Origin of the sequence: Frigoribacterium sp. CFBP 13729 (genome assembly GCF_014841875.1) — a bacterium.
Taxonomy (GTDB): domain Bacteria; phylum Actinomycetota; class Actinomycetes; order Actinomycetales; family Microbacteriaceae; genus Frigoribacterium.
Window position 1 is genome coordinate 160,395 of the sequence record NZ_JACYUR010000005.1, and the last position, 14,882, is coordinate 175,276.

The 14,882-nt window shown below is 74.9% G+C and carries 13 protein-coding genes; 9 read left to right on the forward strand and 4 right to left on the reverse strand.

The features are described 5' to 3' along the window. The first annotated feature begins 120 nt into the window (after nucleotides 1–120). The 4 genes from IFT77_RS14310 to IFT77_RS14325 all read left to right on the forward strand — a co-directional run bounded on the left by IFT77_RS14310 (nucleotide 121) and on the right by IFT77_RS14325 (nucleotide 3,655). Nucleotides 121–939 (forward strand): SDR family oxidoreductase, encoded by an 819-nt coding sequence (locus IFT77_RS14310; RefSeq protein ID WP_192170350.1) that lies wholly within the window; start codon nucleotides 121–123, stop codon nucleotides 937–939. Nucleotides 940–1,083: 144 nt separating this feature from the next. Next, on the forward strand, nucleotides 1,084–1,779 hold the full coding sequence (locus tag IFT77_RS14315; protein ID WP_192170351.1) for a DUF2071 domain-containing protein: 696 nt from the start codon (nucleotides 1,084–1,086) through the stop codon (nucleotides 1,777–1,779). Nucleotides 1,780–2,000: 221 nt separating this feature from the next. Further along, on the forward strand, nucleotides 2,001–3,038 hold the full coding sequence (locus tag IFT77_RS14320; protein ID WP_192170352.1) for an SDR family NAD(P)-dependent oxidoreductase: 1,038 nt from the start codon (nucleotides 2,001–2,003) through the stop codon (nucleotides 3,036–3,038). A 23-nt stretch (nucleotides 3,039–3,061) separates the two neighbouring features. Then, complete coding sequence (locus IFT77_RS14325) at nucleotides 3,062–3,655, forward strand: TetR/AcrR family transcriptional regulator (protein ID WP_192170353.1); 594 nt, start codon at nucleotides 3,062–3,064, stop codon at nucleotides 3,653–3,655. A 32-nt stretch (nucleotides 3,656–3,687) separates the two neighbouring features. Here IFT77_RS14325 and IFT77_RS14330 read toward each other — a convergent pair whose 3' ends face one another. Both IFT77_RS14330 and IFT77_RS14335 read right to left on the reverse strand, forming a co-directional pair. Then, a complete protein-coding gene (locus IFT77_RS14330) occupies nucleotides 3,688–3,972 on the reverse strand; it encodes a hypothetical protein (RefSeq protein ID WP_192170382.1) in 285 nt (94 codons plus the stop codon). A 174-nt stretch (nucleotides 3,973–4,146) separates the two neighbouring features. Beyond that, nucleotides 4,147–6,330, reverse strand: coding sequence for an alpha-galactosidase (locus IFT77_RS14335; RefSeq protein WP_192170354.1), 2,184 nt, complete (start codon nucleotides 6,328–6,330; stop codon nucleotides 4,147–4,149). Between the two features lie 127 nt (nucleotides 6,331–6,457). Here IFT77_RS14335 and IFT77_RS14340 point away from each other — a divergent pair, with 127 nt between their 5' ends. From IFT77_RS14340 to IFT77_RS14355, 4 genes are all read left to right on the forward strand, one after another. Then, nucleotides 6,458–7,636: an ROK family protein gene (locus IFT77_RS14340; protein WP_192170355.1), complete on the forward strand. Its 1,179-nt coding sequence runs from the start codon at nucleotides 6,458–6,460 to the stop codon at nucleotides 7,634–7,636. Nucleotides 7,637–7,715: 79 nt separating this feature from the next. Next, entirely contained in the window at nucleotides 7,716–8,285 is a 570-nt protein-coding gene (locus tag IFT77_RS14345) for a helix-turn-helix transcriptional regulator (protein ID WP_192170356.1), read from the forward strand. After that, a complete protein-coding gene (locus tag IFT77_RS14350) occupies nucleotides 8,282–9,427 on the forward strand; it encodes a serine hydrolase domain-containing protein (protein ID WP_192170357.1) in 1,146 nt (381 codons plus the stop codon). The genes IFT77_RS14345 and IFT77_RS14350 overlap by 4 nt, the downstream gene beginning before the upstream one ends. Further along, nucleotides 9,424–9,789 carry a hypothetical protein gene (locus IFT77_RS14355; RefSeq protein WP_192042535.1) on the forward strand — a complete coding sequence of 122 codons (366 nt, stop codon included), beginning with the start codon at nucleotides 9,424–9,426 and terminating at the stop codon, nucleotides 9,787–9,789. Before IFT77_RS14350 ends, IFT77_RS14355 begins: the two co-directional genes overlap by 4 nt. A 178-nt stretch (nucleotides 9,790–9,967) precedes the next feature. On the opposite strand, the gene IFT77_RS17570 is transcribed toward IFT77_RS14355, so the two are convergent. Both IFT77_RS17570 and IFT77_RS14365 read right to left on the reverse strand, forming a co-directional pair. Then, nucleotides 9,968–10,720, reverse strand: a complete 753-nt coding sequence (locus IFT77_RS17570; protein WP_371741076.1) for a L,D-transpeptidase family protein — start codon at nucleotides 10,718–10,720, stop codon at nucleotides 9,968–9,970. Between the two features lie 30 nt (nucleotides 10,721–10,750). After that, a complete protein-coding gene (locus IFT77_RS14365; protein WP_192170358.1) occupies nucleotides 10,751–12,109 on the reverse strand; it encodes a GDSL-type esterase/lipase family protein in 1,359 nt (452 codons plus the stop codon). Nucleotides 12,110–12,312: 203 nt separating this feature from the next. Between IFT77_RS14365 and IFT77_RS14370 the strand changes: the two genes are divergently transcribed. Further along, entirely contained in the window at nucleotides 12,313–14,859 is a 2,547-nt protein-coding gene (locus IFT77_RS14370; protein ID WP_192170359.1) for an excinuclease ABC subunit UvrA, read from the forward strand. Nucleotides 14,860–14,882 lie beyond the last annotated feature (23 nt).

Below are 14,882 nucleotides of genomic sequence, written 5' to 3' on the forward strand. Positions count from 1 at the left end.
ACAGGTGATGTTGATAGCGACAGGTGTAGCGTATGAGCCGATCTCGTGCGCGAGCACGCGGTCAGGACTCGCCGCACCGCTGAGCTCCGAGCCCTTCATCGTCGAAGTCAGGAGAGCACCATGACCACCACGCCCGCACCTGCCCCCACGCCCGCCGTCGACCGCTTCGCCGGCAAGGTCGTCCTCATCACCGGCGGGGGCTCCGGCCTCGGCCGTGCCGCCGCCGTCCGCCTGGCCGCGGAGGGCGCCTCCCTCGCCCTCGTCGACGTCAGCGAGAAGGGCCTCGCCGACAGCGTCGAGGCGATCCGGTCGTCCACGCCCGACGCCGAGGTGCTGACCGTCGTCGCCGACGTGTCGAAGGAGGCGGAGGTCGACTCCTACGTCACCGCCACCCTCGAGCGCTTCTCGCGCATCGACGGCTTCTTCAACAACGCCGGCATCGAGGGCCGCCAGAACCTCACCGAGGACTTCACGGCCGACGAGTTCGACAAGGTCGTGGCGATCAACCTGCGCGGCGTGTTCCTCGGTCTCGAGAAGGTGCTCGCGGTGATGCGCCGACAGGGCTCGGGCATGGTCGTCAACACGGCGAGCGTCGGCGGGATCCGCGGCGTCGGCAACCAGTCCGGCTACGCCGCGGCCAAGCACGGCGTCGTCGGCCTGACCCGCAACTCGGCCGTCGAGTACGGTCGGTTCGGCATCCGCATCAACGCGATCGCCCCCGGTGCCATCTGGACGCCGATGGTCGAGGCCTCCATGACGCAGATCAGCGCCGACGACCCCCGCGGTGCGGCCGAGCAGTTCATCCAGGCCAACCCCACGAAGCGCTACGGCGAGGCCCCCGAGATCGCGTCGGTCGTCGCGTTCCTCCTCTCGGACGACGCCTCCTACGTCAACGCGGCCGTCGTGCCGATCGACGGCGGGCAGTCCGCGGCGTACTGACGCCGCCTCCCGAGGGTCGTCGCCGGCACGGGCACAGGCACGGGCACGGGCGAGTTCGTCGGTCTCGGGCCGTCGTGGTCGCCCGGCCGCGACGAACCCGCCCGTCTGCGGCACGTGGCGCGCGGCGGGGCGTAGAACGGACGCGTGTCCGCCGCCCCGCCGCTCCCGCACCGACCTGTCACGCAGCACGACTGGCGCGAGGTCGTCGGCCTGCACTGGCGGGTCGAGCCCGACCGCGTCGCCCCGCTCGTGCCGCCCGGCACTCGCCCCGACGAGCACGACGGCGCGGCCTGGGCCAGCCTCGTCGCCTACCGCTTCGTCGACAGCACCGTGCCGCCCCTGCCGAGGCTCGGCCGCCTCGGCACCATGACCGAGGTCGTGGTGCAGCTGGCGACGGTCGACGACGCCGGCAGGCAGGGCGTCGCCTACCGGTCGATCGACACGCAGCACCTCCCCGCCGTGCTCGCCGCGCGCACGATCGGCCTGCCCTACGTCTGGGCCCGGGCCGGGTCCCGCGTGCGGCCGGACGACGTCGCGCACCGCACGCAGCGGCACCGAGGAGGTGCGGGCAGCCTCGTGCGCGTCGCCCCGGGCGACGAGGCGGTCGCGCCCGACCCGGCCCTCGAGTTCCTGACGGAGCGCTGGGGCGTGCACGCCCCCTCCTTCGGCTCGACGCGCTGGTGGCGGAGGGCCCACGAGCCCTGGCCCCTGCGGACCGCGACGGTGACCCGCCTCGACGACGAGCTGCTCGCGGCGGCCGGCCTGCCCGGCCTCGTCGACCGCGAGCCTGACCTCACGACGTGGTCGCCCGGCGTCGTCGTCCGGTACTCGCGCGGCTGACGCCCCTGGTCGTCTCCTCATTCAGGAAGATCAGTCCTGCGCCGTGCGGCGGGGGGAGGCGCAGTCCTGAATCGTGCACGGATCAGGAAAGCGGAAGGCTCGGGTCCTGAATTGCGACAGCTCGCGCGGCTGACCCGTCGCGCGGCTGACGCTCAGCCTCCGCCCTTACGCTCCTCAAAACGAGACGATCAGTCTCGTTACACGCGAGGAAGCGAGACACCATGACCACGAACGACCGCCCGCTGACCGGCTCCACCTCCATCGGCGACTGGCTCGACCACCCCGAGGGCGGCGCCCTCGTCCGTGAGGTGCTCGGGCAGGGAGGCGCGTTCGACGAGTCGTCGCTCGCTCCCGTCCGCGGCCTGCCGCTGCAGCAGCTCGTCGCGCTGAGCCAGGGCCAGCTGCCGCAGGCCCTCGTCGACGACCTCGTGCTCCGGGCCAACGGCGGCGTGGTCCCCGAGGAGGCGGCGGGCGACGACGACACCGGCCCCTGGCGCGAGAAGGCCACGCCGGGCCGGTTCACGGGCAAGACCGTGGTCGTGACCGGCGCGGCCTCCGGGATCGGCCGGGCGACCGCCTCCCGCGTGGCCCGCGAGGGCGGCCGCGTCGTCGCCGTCGACCTGTTCGCCGACAAGCTGGAGGCGCTCGTCGCCGACCTGCCCGGCATCGACGTCCCCCTCGTCACGGTCGTCGGCGACATCACGGCGCAGGACGACGTCGACCGCATCGTCGCCGCCGCCGACGGGCGCATCGACGCCCTCGCGAACATCGCGGGCATCAACGACGACTTCTCGCCGCTGCACGAGACGAGCGACGCGATGTGGGACAAGGTCATCGCCGTCAACCTCACCGGCGCGTTCAAGCTCTCGCGGGCGGTGCTGCCGCTCATGCAGGAGGCGGGCCGCGGCTCGGTCGTCAACGTCGCCTCCGAGGCGGGGCTGCGCGGCAACGCCTCGGGCAACGCCTACACGGTGTCGAAGCACGGCGTGGTCGGCCTGACGAAGTCGGCCGCCTTCATGTACGCGGGCCAGGGCATCCGGGTCAACGCGGTGGCGCCCGGCGGCGTCGCGACGGGCATCCCGTTCCCCGCGGCCGTGTCCGAGGTCGGGTCGGCCCGGCTGCGGCCGTTCCAGGCGGCGATCCCGAGCGTCGCGACCGCCGAGGAGCTGGCGGCGTCGATCACGTTCCTGCTCAGCGACGACGCGGTCAACATCAACGGCGCGATCCTCGCGAGCGACGGCGGCTGGTCGGTGCAGTAGCGGCGATCGGCCAAGCTGGAGCCATGACCACGACACGACCCGGCCGGGCTCGCAGCGAGGAGGCGCGCCTCGCGATCCTGCTGGCGGCCCGCGACGAGCTCGCCGAGCGAGGATACGACAAGCTCTCGCTCGACCGGGTCGCGGCGGCGGCCGGCGTCGGCAAGCAGACGATCTACCGCTGGTGGTCGTCGAAGGCGGCGCTCGTGGCCGAGGGCGTCCTCGAGGGGCACCTGATGCCCGGCCTCGCCGTGCCGAGCCCCGAGACCGACAGCGACGACGTCTGGGCCGACGTCGCCGGGTGGCTGCGCGACTTCGGCCGGGCGCTCGCGACGCCGTCGACGGCCGCCCTGCTGAGGGCGACGTCGGCGGCCACGGCAGAGGACGACGAGGTGGCGGCTCGCTACGACGAGCAGCTCACGACGGTGACGAGGGTGGCCCTCGAGTCCCGGTTCGACCGCGCGGCGGAGGCAGGCCAGGTACGTGCGGACGCCCCGATCGCGACGGCGGTCGAGGCGTTGGTGGGTCTGCTCAGCTACCACATCGTGACGCGGCGGGAGCTGACGGAGGAGTCGATCGACGGCGTCGTCCGACTCCTCCGGGACGGCGTCGGCGCCTGAGGCCTGGGCCCGAGGTCCGCGCCTGCAGCGGACTACTGCTTGGGCGGGCCCGGCTTCGGGTGCCCGGGGATCGAGTCGCCCGAGAGGTTCAGGTCCGCGGGGTCGACGTCGATCGTGCCGACGTCGTCGGGCCCGCCCGAGCCGGGCAGGGTCTTGACGGCGTCCTTGTCGATGTCGTCGTCGATCGCGGGGGAGTCCGACACGGGCGTCGACTGCATCTCCTCCACGGTCTCCTCGCTGGTCGCGGTCGAGGTGGTGGGGTCGTCGGTCTCGTGCTTCGCCTCGGAGGGGCGAGTGGTGTGATCGTCGTTGGTCATGGGCGCGAGCGTACGCCGTGTCCCGAGGGGCCACACCCAGGAGGCGGTGATCGCCTTCCGAGGGACTCGCTCGCTTCATGGGGGAAAAGGGACGACATGGACGGGCGCCCACGTCCATGTCGTCCCTTCTCGCCTACGACTCGCGAGGGGCGGGTCGGGGCCGGCCCGCGCCTCCTACAGGGCGGTCGCGCGCAGCAGCAGCAGCTGCTCGGGGTGCAGCGCGGGCAGCTGCAGCCCCTGCTCGGCGAGCACGCCGCCCGACAGCACGACGCCCCCGTCCACGATCCACGGCGGCGGCGAGTCGGACCGCGTGCGCGGCACGTCGCCGGGCGCCTGCAGCTCGACGCGGTACCGGCGTGCCGGGTCGAGCCCCGGCAGCGGCACGGACCCCGTCGCCGAGGTGAGCGGCGTCGTCAGCTGGACGAAGGCGAAGAGGGCGTCCGACCCGTCCTGCGACACGACGCCGTGCAGGAGCGACGACTCGTCGACGTGGTCGGCGCGCACGACGCGACCGGTGTGCACGAGCGGACGCACCTCCTTGTAGAGGTCGACCCAGCGGGCGAGCTCGGCGCGCTCGTCGGCGGAGGCGCGGGAGACGTCCCACTCGATGCCGAAGTGGCCGAACAGCGCGGTGCCCGCGCGGAACGCGAGGGTGTGCGTGCGGCCCGTCGAGTGCGAGTGCGGCGAGCCGACGTGCGAGCCGACGATCTCGCCGGGCAGCAGCTGCGAGGTCCAGCGCTGGATCTGCTGGCGCTCGAGCGGGTCGATGTTGTCGCTGGCCCAGACCCGGTCGGTGCGCTCGAGCACACCGAGGTCGGCTCGGGCGCCGCCGGACGAGCACGACTCGATCTCGACGGCCGGGAACCGCCCGCGCAGCTCGTCGAGCAGGCGGTAGAGCGCGAGGGTCTGCTCGTGCACGCCCGGCGTGCCGGTGGGGGAGTGGCCGGCCTCGAGCAGGTCGCGGTTGTGGTCCCACTTGACGTACGCCACGTCGTGCGAGCCGAGCAGGTCGGTGAGCCGCTCGAGCAGGTACGCGTACGCCTCGGGGTGCCCGAGGTCGAGCACCTGCTGGCTGCGCCCGGTCATGGGGAGCCGGCCGGCCGGCGCGAGCATCCACTCGGGGTGCGCGCGGGCCAGGTCGCTGTCGGGGTTGACCATCTCGGGCTCGACCCAGATGCCGAAGTCGAGGCCGAGCTCGCGGACGGCGCCGATCAGCGGCTCGAGGCCGTCGGGCCAGACCGTCTCGTCGACGAACCAGTCGCCGAGGCCGGCCGTGTCGTCGCGTCGCCCGCGGAACCAGCCGTCGTCGAGCACGAACCGCTCGGCGCCGACCTCGGCGGCCGCGCGGGCGAGCTCGACGAGCCGGTCGAGGTCGTGGTCGAAGTACACGGCCTCCCAGGTGTTGAGGACGACGGGCCGCGGCGACGAGGGGTGCCCGGGGCGCGACCGGAGGTGCTCGTGGAACCGTGCCGCGGCGGCGTCGAGGCCTCGCCCCCAGGAGGCGTAGACCCACGGCCCCTGGTACGTCTCGCCGGCCGCGAGCCGCACCTCGCCGGGCAGGAGCAGCTCGCCGCCGCCGATCACGCTCGTGCCGCTCGCCATGCGCTCGGCGTACTCGCGGTGGTCGCCGCTCCACGCGACGTGCAGCGTCCACACCTCGCCGGACGAGAAGCCGAAGCCGGGCGTGCCGGCGGCCAGCACCAGGGAGGCGTCGGCCCCGGTCCGCCCGCGCCGCGAGTCGCGCAGGTGCGCGCCCACGACGAACGGCAGCCGCTGCGGGGCGCGCTCGCGGCCCCACCGGCCGGCGAGGTCGAGCACCTCCTGGGCGCGCCGGGGCACGGGCAGGGCGATCTGCAGCGAGTCGACGACGAACTCGTCGCCGGAGGTGCGGGTGACCGCGGCACGGCTGCGCAGCAGCCCGGACCCGAGCAGCTCGACGACGACGTCGACCGCGAGGCCCGACTGCTCGTCGACGCCGTGCACGGTGAGGACGCGGCCCTCGAGCGTGGTGGCCTCAGCCCGGAAGAGCGGCGTCCACGCCGTCCCCGCGCTGTGCCCCTCGATGCCGGGCTGGCCCCGCCAGCCGCCCGAGGCGAGCGGCAGCAGCTCGACGACCTCGGGCTCGTCGAGCTCGTTCGGCACGACGCCGGCGAGACCGCCGCGGACGACGGCGTCGAGCTCGTCCGCCGACAGGTCGCCCAGTGCGGCGCCCCACCAGGCGACGACGGGCAGGCGGCCCGCGCCGAGGTCGAGCACGACGCTCACGCCGCCGGAGGTCAGGTGGACTACCGAGGGGACCGCGGCAGCGGTCGACCCTCCGGTCGCGGGGGTGGTCGTGGGGTCGGACGGCGTCGTCATCGTGCTCCTCGGGCGGGGTCGCGTGCGGCCGAGGGGGTCGACCTCGACGCTTATTTGTAGTGCGCAACGATCTGATCGGTCAAGCAGGTGGGCCGTCACTACACTGCTGATCGTCGGAGGAGGCACCGTGGGAGACGAGACCGGGACGGGTCCTGCCGCGACGCCCGCCTCCCTCCTGCCGCGGCGGGGCACCGGTCACCAGGTGGTCGTCGAGCTGCTGCTGCACGGCCCGCTGACCCGCGGCGGGCTGGGCCTCGCGCTCGGGCTCACGCCGGGCTCGGTGACGCGCGCGGTCCGGCCCCTGCTCGACGCCGGGGTGGTGTCCGAGCTCGGCCCGGTGCTGGGCCCCGGCCTCGGCCGCCCGGTGACCCCGCTCGACCTGGTCGTCGACCGCGACGTCGTCGTCGGCGTCAAGATCACCACGGGGCGGGTCTGGGGCGTGGTCGCCGGCCTGCGCGCCGAGGTGCTGCACGACGCGTCCGTCGAGCTCCCCTCGACGGATCCGGGCGTCGTCGTCGCCGCGGTCGCCGATCTCGTGCGCCGACTGCTCGCCCTGTGCCCGGACCGGGCCGTCCACGGGGTCGGGGTGAGCGTCGGCGGACAGCTCGACGCCGACGGCCGCGTCTCGGTCGCGCCGCTGCTCGGCTGGGTCGACGTCGACCTCGGCGCCGCCCTCCGGCAGCGCATCGACCTGCCCGTCGTCGTCGACAACGACGTCGTCTCGCTCGTCCGCGCCGAGCGCTGGCTCGGGGCCGCGCGCGACCTCGACCGCTTCGCGCTGGTCACGATCGGCGCCGGCCTCGGCTACGCGCTCGTCGTCGGCAGGGAGATCCTCGAGCTGCCGTCGAGCGCACGGAGCCCGATCGCCCACGTGCCGCTCGGCATCGGCGACGGCGTGTGCGACGAGGGCCACCGGGGGTGCGCCTCCTCGGTGCTGGCCCTGCCGGCCGTGCTCGACCGGGCCGCCGGGGCCCTCGGGCGGGGCGGCGACGTCTCGCTCGACGACCTGCTGGCCGCGCACTCGTCCGGGGAGGCCGGGGCGACGGCCGTCGTCGAGGAGGCGGCGGAGGCGCTGGGTGCGCTGCTCGCGCTCGTCGCCGACCTGGCCTGGCCGCGCGCGATCGTCGTCACGGGCGACGGGATCGGGCTGGCCCTGGCGGGCCGCGACGTCGTCGACACGGCGATGCGGGCTCGTCGGGCTGCGGACGCGGAGCCCGTGACGGTCGACCTGCAGGCGACCGGGTTCACGCGGTGGGCGCGTGGCGCGGCGGTCGCGGCGGTCGAGACGTTCGTCGTCGGCCGGTGACCGCCGGGTCCTTCCGCTGCAGGACGCCCTAGCCTCCACATCTGCTGACTTCCTCCGTAATTCTGGTTATGGTGGAGTGATGATCCCTACCGATCCTCTCCGCGCCGAGCTCGACGAGCTGCGCGAGACCCTGGCCGGAGCCCTCGCGCGCCTCGACGTGCTCGAGCAGGCGGCCGGTGCCGGCGCCGGTGCCGGCGAGGCGGCGGGCGCCTCCTCGGCTCCTGCTGCCGCGGGCTCCTCGGCCGACGTGTTCTGGGCGCTCGACGGCGTCAAGCAGCGCCTCGACCCGCCGGGAGGCATCGTCTTCGCGGGCTCCGTCGCGGTGCCCGCGGGCCCCGTCGACTGGCAGATCACGCTGACGACCGACGGGCTGCTCTCCGCCGACTGGGCGCAGGTCGCTCCGTCGCTCGCCGCGCTCGGCAACGCCACACGGCTCGGCCTGCTGCAGGCGGTCGTGGGAGGTGCGGACACGGTCGCGCAGATCTCGGCCGAGGGAGGCCTCGGGTCGACCGGGCAGCTGTACCACCACCTGGGGCAGCTGGTCGCGACGGGGTGGCTCGTGGCCGTGGGGCGGGGGCGCTACGCCGTGCCGCCCGAGCGGGTCGTGCCGTTGCTCGTCGTGCTCGGCGCCGCGGGGAGGACCTCGTGAGCGGGGCCGAGCGTCGCACCGGCGGCACCACCGGCGGCACCGTCGGCAGCACGGGCCGTGGCGGCCGTGGCGGGCGCCGCGTCGTCGCCGCCGTGGTCGCGGGCGTCGTCACGCTCGGCCTCGGCGCCGCCGCGATCCCGCGCCCGCCGTCGCTCTCGACCGAGGCGACCGGCGACGAGGCGCTGATCCAGCGGGTCCGCGACGAGCTGCCCGCCGGCGCCTTCGACCGGCTCGCCGTCGCGGTCGTCGACGGCGACGAGGTCACCCGTGCCGAGTTCGGCACGGCCACGGGGCCGGGGGCCGACGAGTTCGAGATCGGGTCGGTGACGAAGACGGTCACCGCCTCCTTGTACGCGGTCGCCCAGCAGCGCGGCGAGGTGCAGCGCGAGAGCACGCTCGGCGAGCTCCTCGGGGTGACGGGCGACGCCTCCTCGATCACCCTCGAGGAGCTGGCGACGCAGCACAGCGGCCTGCCGCGGCTCCCCGCCGACCTGCCGTTCACGGGGCGGGTGCTTCTCTCGAACTTCTCGGGTGCCGACCCGTACACCGACGACGTCGCCGCGCTCGTCGGGCAGGCCTCGCGGGCCGAGGTCGACGACGAGAAGCCGTACGGCTACTCCAACTTCGGGATGGCTCTGCTCGGGCAGGCGCTGGCCGCGGCGGCCGACACGCCCTGGGAGCAGCTCGTCGCCGAGCGCGTCGCCGAGCCGCTCGGCCTGGCCGACACGTACGCGCCGGGCGACCCGGACGGGCTCCGCGCGGACGCGCCCACCGGCTTCACGTCGAGCGGGCGGCACGCGGACGCCTGGACGATGCGGGCCTTCGGCCCCGCCGGCAGCGTCCGCTCGACCCTCGACGACATGGTCGCCTACACGATGGCGCAGCGCGACGACCGGGCCCCGGGAGTGATCGCGACCGAGCCTCTCGTCGAGGCGGGCGGCGGGGGCGCAGAGATCGGCTGGGCGTGGATGACGACGCCGCACGACGGCGACGGCACCTCGACCTGGCACAACGGGATGACGGGCGGCTACGCGAGCTTCGTCGGCTTCGACCGTGACTCCGACCGTGCGGTGGTCGTGCTGAGCAGCTCGGCCGTCAGCCTCGACGACCTCGCCTTCGAGCTGCTGGAGGAGGAGAAGTGACCTGGATCTCGGCCGTCGTCGTCGGCGTGCTCGCCCTGTTCGTGCCGGGGGCCTTCGCGTTCTCGGTCTGGACCGCGAAGGAGGCGCGGCGCACCCGCAGCCGCGTCGACCTGCTGATCGCCGCGCTGAACTCGGTGGTGGTCCTGGTGGTGCTGCACCAGCTGCTGCCCTGGAGCTCGGTCCCCGTGGCGCTCTGGCTGCTGCCGGTGCTGCTCGTCGCGGCCGGCGTGGTGGGCGCGGTGCTGCGCTGGCCGGCTCTGCCGTGGCTGCGGCCCGACCGGTCGCGTCGGCGGATCGTGGCGGACGTCGTGCTGGAGGTCGTCGTCGCGGCTGCGGTCGTGGTGGTGCTGATCGTCCTCTGAGGCGGGCCGGTCGGTCGGCCATGGCGGGCTCGCGCGGCGCAGATGCCGACCGTGGGCGCCGCAATACGTGGATATCCGGGTGTTGCAGGGCCCGTGCGGCGCGAACGGTCGGCATTTGCGGGCCCCACGCCGAGGAGGAGCCCGGGCCCGGCGCCGAGCGCGCGCGCGGCCGGGCCTGCTACGTGATCGTGATCGGCGTGCCGAGCGGGAGCATCGCGGCGAGCTCGCTGATGTCGGCGTTCGAGAGGCGGATGCAGCCGTGGCTGGCGGCCTGGCCGATGCTGGCCTCGTCGTCCGTGCCGTGCAGGCCGATCTGCCCGGGGCCTCCGCCGAACGAGTTCAGGGCGTCCGAGAACGCGGAGAGCCCGTAGGCGAACGGCCCGTAGCCCTGGTTCGTCGGGGCGAGCAGCTCGGTCAGGTAGAACGACCCGGTCGGCGTCGGCGTGCCGCCGGTGCCGGTCGCGACCGGGAACGACTTCTTCTCGACGCCGGCGTCGTAGAGCACGAGCGTGTTGCTCGTCGTCGAGGCGACCAGGGCGTAGGAGGTGGTGGTCAGGGTCACGGCGGAGGCCGGCACCCAGCCGCTGCTCCCGTTCGGACGCTGCGCGACGGAGACGTTCACCCAGTCGCCCTCCTGGCCGAGCACGAGCAGCACGAGCGGTGCCCCGGACGCCTGCGGGTTGTCCAGGGTGGTCGTCACGGCGCCGTCGGGGGCGTCGTGCACCTCGACCGACCGGCCCGTGACGCTCGCGACGGTCGACGTCGAGGGGACGGCGGGGGCGGCGCTCAGCGTCGGTGTCGGCGCGGGCGCGGTGGCCGACCGGGTGGAGCTCGGAGACGGACGGTCGGGCTCGTCGTCGGCGGTGGAGCACCCCGCGAGGAGGGCGGCGGAGAGCACGACGGCGGCGAGGGGAGCGAGGCGACGGAGCACGGCGTCAGTCTACGTGGACGTGACGAAGTCTCAGGCGGCCGCTCGGCGGAACAGCTCGCGCTCGATGTCGAGCGCGAAGCCGCGGAGCAGCTCGACCTGGAGGTCCGACACGTCGCGGGGCTGCGGATCGAAGACGCACAGAGCCCCGATCCGCGTGCCGTCGGCCGTGTGGACGGGCCAGCCCGCGTAGAAGCGGATGTCGTTGCGGGGCAGGTCGAGCCCCTCCTGCCAGGCGTCCGACACGACGAACGGCTCCTCCGAGCGGATCGTCGTGACGCAGAACGACTCGCTGAGGGGCATGGCCGTGGCCGACCCGAGCGTGCTGACCACGGCCCACTGGTGGTCGTCGAGCACCAGGTCGAAGGCGGCCCCGTCGGTCGAGAACGCCTCCCTGGCCCGGTCGGTGATGTCGTGCAGGGCCGCCGTCGGCTCGGCCTGGACGAGCCCCGAGGAGCTGATCGCGTCGAGCCTGACCCGCGCGGGCTGGGGCCGGTTCCGCGCCCGCTGCGGCGAGTCGGTCCGGGCGCGCTGGGCGTGCAGCAACGGCGCCACGTGCTCGCTGAGCGCGTCGGCCCACTGCTCGTAGAGACGGCCGGTGGGGTCGTCGACGCCGCCGGGCGCCTCCTGGGCCCCGATCCTGTGCGGCGCGGCAGATGCGGCCGACCCGTCGTGCCCCGCAGGGACGGCAGGCAGCGCGAGGTGCGTGACGCGCGCGTGATCGGCGCAGACGCGATCGGCGACGTCGCGGAGCACCCGAGCGTGCCGGTCGGCGGCGGGCGACGGGTGCAGCCCGAACGTCGAGAGGGCGTCCGACAGGGGGGCCGAGACCACGACCACCCGCGCGCACGGCCGGAGCCTGGCCAGGAGCGAGGTCACGAGCGCGTCGAGCTCGCGGCCCCAGGCGCGCGGCGAGCGGAGCGTCACGGCGTCGGCAGCTCCGAGCGTGACGACGACCACGTCCCAGTTCTCGAGGAACAGGTCGTCCAGGGCCTCACGGATCGCGGGGAGGCGGTGGGTCGGCTCCGCGAGGGAGGCCACGTGGGAGCCGCGGCCCGTGCGGCGAGCCAGCCGACGGGAGACGCGTCCCGGCAGGGCGAGGTCGTGCGAGCTGGTGCCCCAGCCGACGGCCGGCCCTGCTCCGACGACGAGCACCCGGTCGGGGTCGACGCCGGCGCCGGCGCCGAAGGGCACGTCGCTCGGACGCGGCGTCGACGTCGCCCTGGCGCGGAGCCTCGCGTACCGCGCGGCCGAGGCAGGGGCGCGGAGGAGGCGGCCGGCGGTCGTCGCGAACCGGTCCGGTCGGCCGCCGGTCGCGCCGCCTGCGCTGCTGCTGCCGCTGCCGGCGGCGCCGGTGCCGCCTCCGCTGCCTGTCTTCGTCGTCGTCGACATGGTCCGTCTCCCTGATCGCGTCGTGCTCGCGAGTCGGTGAGCAGCAGCGCTGCCTCGCGTCCGGCACCCCCCGGTGCCGTGCCTCCACGGTAGCCACGCCGGGGCGGACGGACAAGGTCGTCTGCGCCTCTCGCAGCGAGCTGTCGGTCTCGGCGACCCGCCGGCCCGGACCCGCTGCCGCAGCACCGCCTACCATCGCCCGGATGCCCTCCTCACGCTCGCGCGCCTCCTCGACACCCGCCGACGCGACCGCGGACGCACCCGCCGACGCACCCGTGGCCGCACCGGCGGCCGCGCCCGCCGACGGCTTCGTCCGCGTCCGCGGCGCCCGCGAGAACAACCTGCGCGACGTCGACGTCGACGTGCCCCGCGACCGCATCGTCGCGTTCACCGGCGTCTCCGGCTCGGGCAAGTCGTCGCTCGCGTTCGGCACGATCTTCGCGGAGGCGCAGCGCCGGTTCCTGGAGTCGGTCGCGCCCTACGCCCGCCGCCTCATCGCCCAGGGCAGCACCCCGCACGTCGCGTCGATCACCGGCCTGCCGCCCGCCGTCGCCCTGCAGCAGCGTCGCGGCGCGCCCAGCTCGCGGTCGACCGTCGGCACCCTCACCACCCTCTCGAACTCGACCCGCATGCTCTGGTCGCGCGCGGGCAGCTACCCCGAAGGCGCCGAGCGGCTCGAGTCCGACTCCTTCTCGCCGAACACCGTCGCGGGCGCCTGCCCGCGCTGCCACGGGCTCGGCATCGCCCACGAGGTGACCGAGGCGTCGGCGGTGCACGACGACTCGCTCAGCATCCGCGAGGGCGCCATCGCCGCCTGGCCCGGCGCCTGGCAGGGCAAGAACCTGCGCGACGTCACCGCCGTGCTCGGCCACGACATCGACCGCCCGTGGCGCGAGCTGCCGAAGGCCGACCGCGACTGGCTCCTCTTCACCGAGGAGCAGCCCGTCGTCGAGGTCGTCCCGCAGCGCGACCGAGTGGCGAAGCCGTACAAGGGCCGGTTCTGGAGCGCCCGGGCCTTCGTGCTGCACACCCTCGCCGACTCGCAGAGCGAGACGCAGCGCGCCAAGGTGCTGCAGTTCGTCGAGTCGGGCCCGTGCTCGCTCTGCGGCGGCACCGGACTGACGCGGGCGGCGCTCGCCGTGACCTTCGCCGGCCGCACGATCGCTGAGCTGAACGGGCTGCCCCTGTCCGAGGTCGCCGAGGTGCTGCGGCCGACCGCCTCGCTGGCGCACGCGACCGCGGCGACCTCGCGGGCCTCCTCGGGCGAGGGCACCGAGGTGGCCGTCACCATCGCGCGCGACCTGCTGTCACGGGTCGAGGTGCTCACCGGCCTCGGGCTCGGCTACCTCAGCCTCGACCGCGCGACGCCGACGCTCTCGCCGGGCGAGATGCAGCGGCTGCGGATCGCGACGCAGCTGCGCTCGGGGCTCTTCGGCGTCGTCTACGTGCTCGACGAGCCGAGCGCGGGCCTGCACCCGGCCGACGCCGAGTCGCTGGTCGAGGTGCTCGAGGCCCTCCGCGCCGGGGGCAACAGCGTGTTCGTCGTCGAGCACGACATGGAGATCGTCCGTCGCGCCGACTGGGTCGTCGACGTCGGGCCGGGCGCCGGCACCGGGGGAGGCGAGGTGCTCTACAGCGGCCCCGTCGACGGCCTCGCCGACGTCGAGGCGTCGGTCACCCGCCGGTTCCTCACGCCGCGTCGCGCGGCGGTCGCGACGTCGGCCCCGGGGCACGAGGAGAAGCCCGAGGAGGCGCGCGAGACCGCCCAGGACGCGCCCGCCTCCCGTGCCCCGCGCGTCCCCGCCGCGTGGCTCGAGCTGCGCGACGTCGCCCGGCACAACCTCCGTGCCCTCGACGTCGACGTGCCGCTCGGGGTCCTCACCGCCGTCACGGGCGTGTCCGGCTCGGGCAAGTCGAGCCTCGTCGGCGGCGTCCTCGCCGAGCGCGCGACCGAGCACCCGCTCGTCGACCGCGTGGTGCAGGTCGACCAGGCGCCGATCGGCCGCACCCCGCGGTCGAACCTCGCGACGTACACCGGCCTCTTCGACGCGGTCCGCGCCTCCTTCGCGGCCACCGACGAGGCGAGGGCCCGCGGCTGGGGAGCCGGACGGTTCTCGTTCAACGTGGTCGGCGGCCGCTGCGAGGTCTGCCAGGGCGAGGGCTCGGTCACGGTCGAGCTGCTGTTCCTGCCGGGCAGCTGGGCGCCCTGCCCCGAGTGCCACGGCGCGCGGTACACCGCCGAGACGCTCGAGGTGACCTGGCACGGCGCGACGATCGCCGACGTGCTCGGGATGACCGTCGACGAGGCCGAGGGGTTCCTCGGCGACGTGCCGGCCGCCTCCCGCGCGCTCTCGACGCTGCGGCAGGTCGGCCTCGGCTACCTGCGGCTGGGGCAGCCGGCCCCCGAGCTGTCGGGCGGCGAGGCCCAGCGGATCAAGCTCGCGACCGAGCTGCAGCGGATGCGCGGCGGCCACACCCTGTACCTGCTCGACGAGCCGACGACCGGCCTGCACCCCGCGGACGTCGAGCTGCTCGTCGCGCAGCTGCAGCGGCTGGTCGACGCAGGCAGCACGGTCGTCGTGGTCGAGCACGCGATGGACGTCGTCGCGGCCGCCGACCACGTGATCGACCTCGGCCCCGGCGGGGGAGACGCGGGCGGGCAGGTCGTCGCGACGGGCACGCCGGGCGAGGTCGCCGCGTCGCGAGCGAGCCGCACGGCCCCGTACCTCGCGCGGGCCCTCGGCCGCTGAGGGGCCCGGCCGAACTTCCCAGC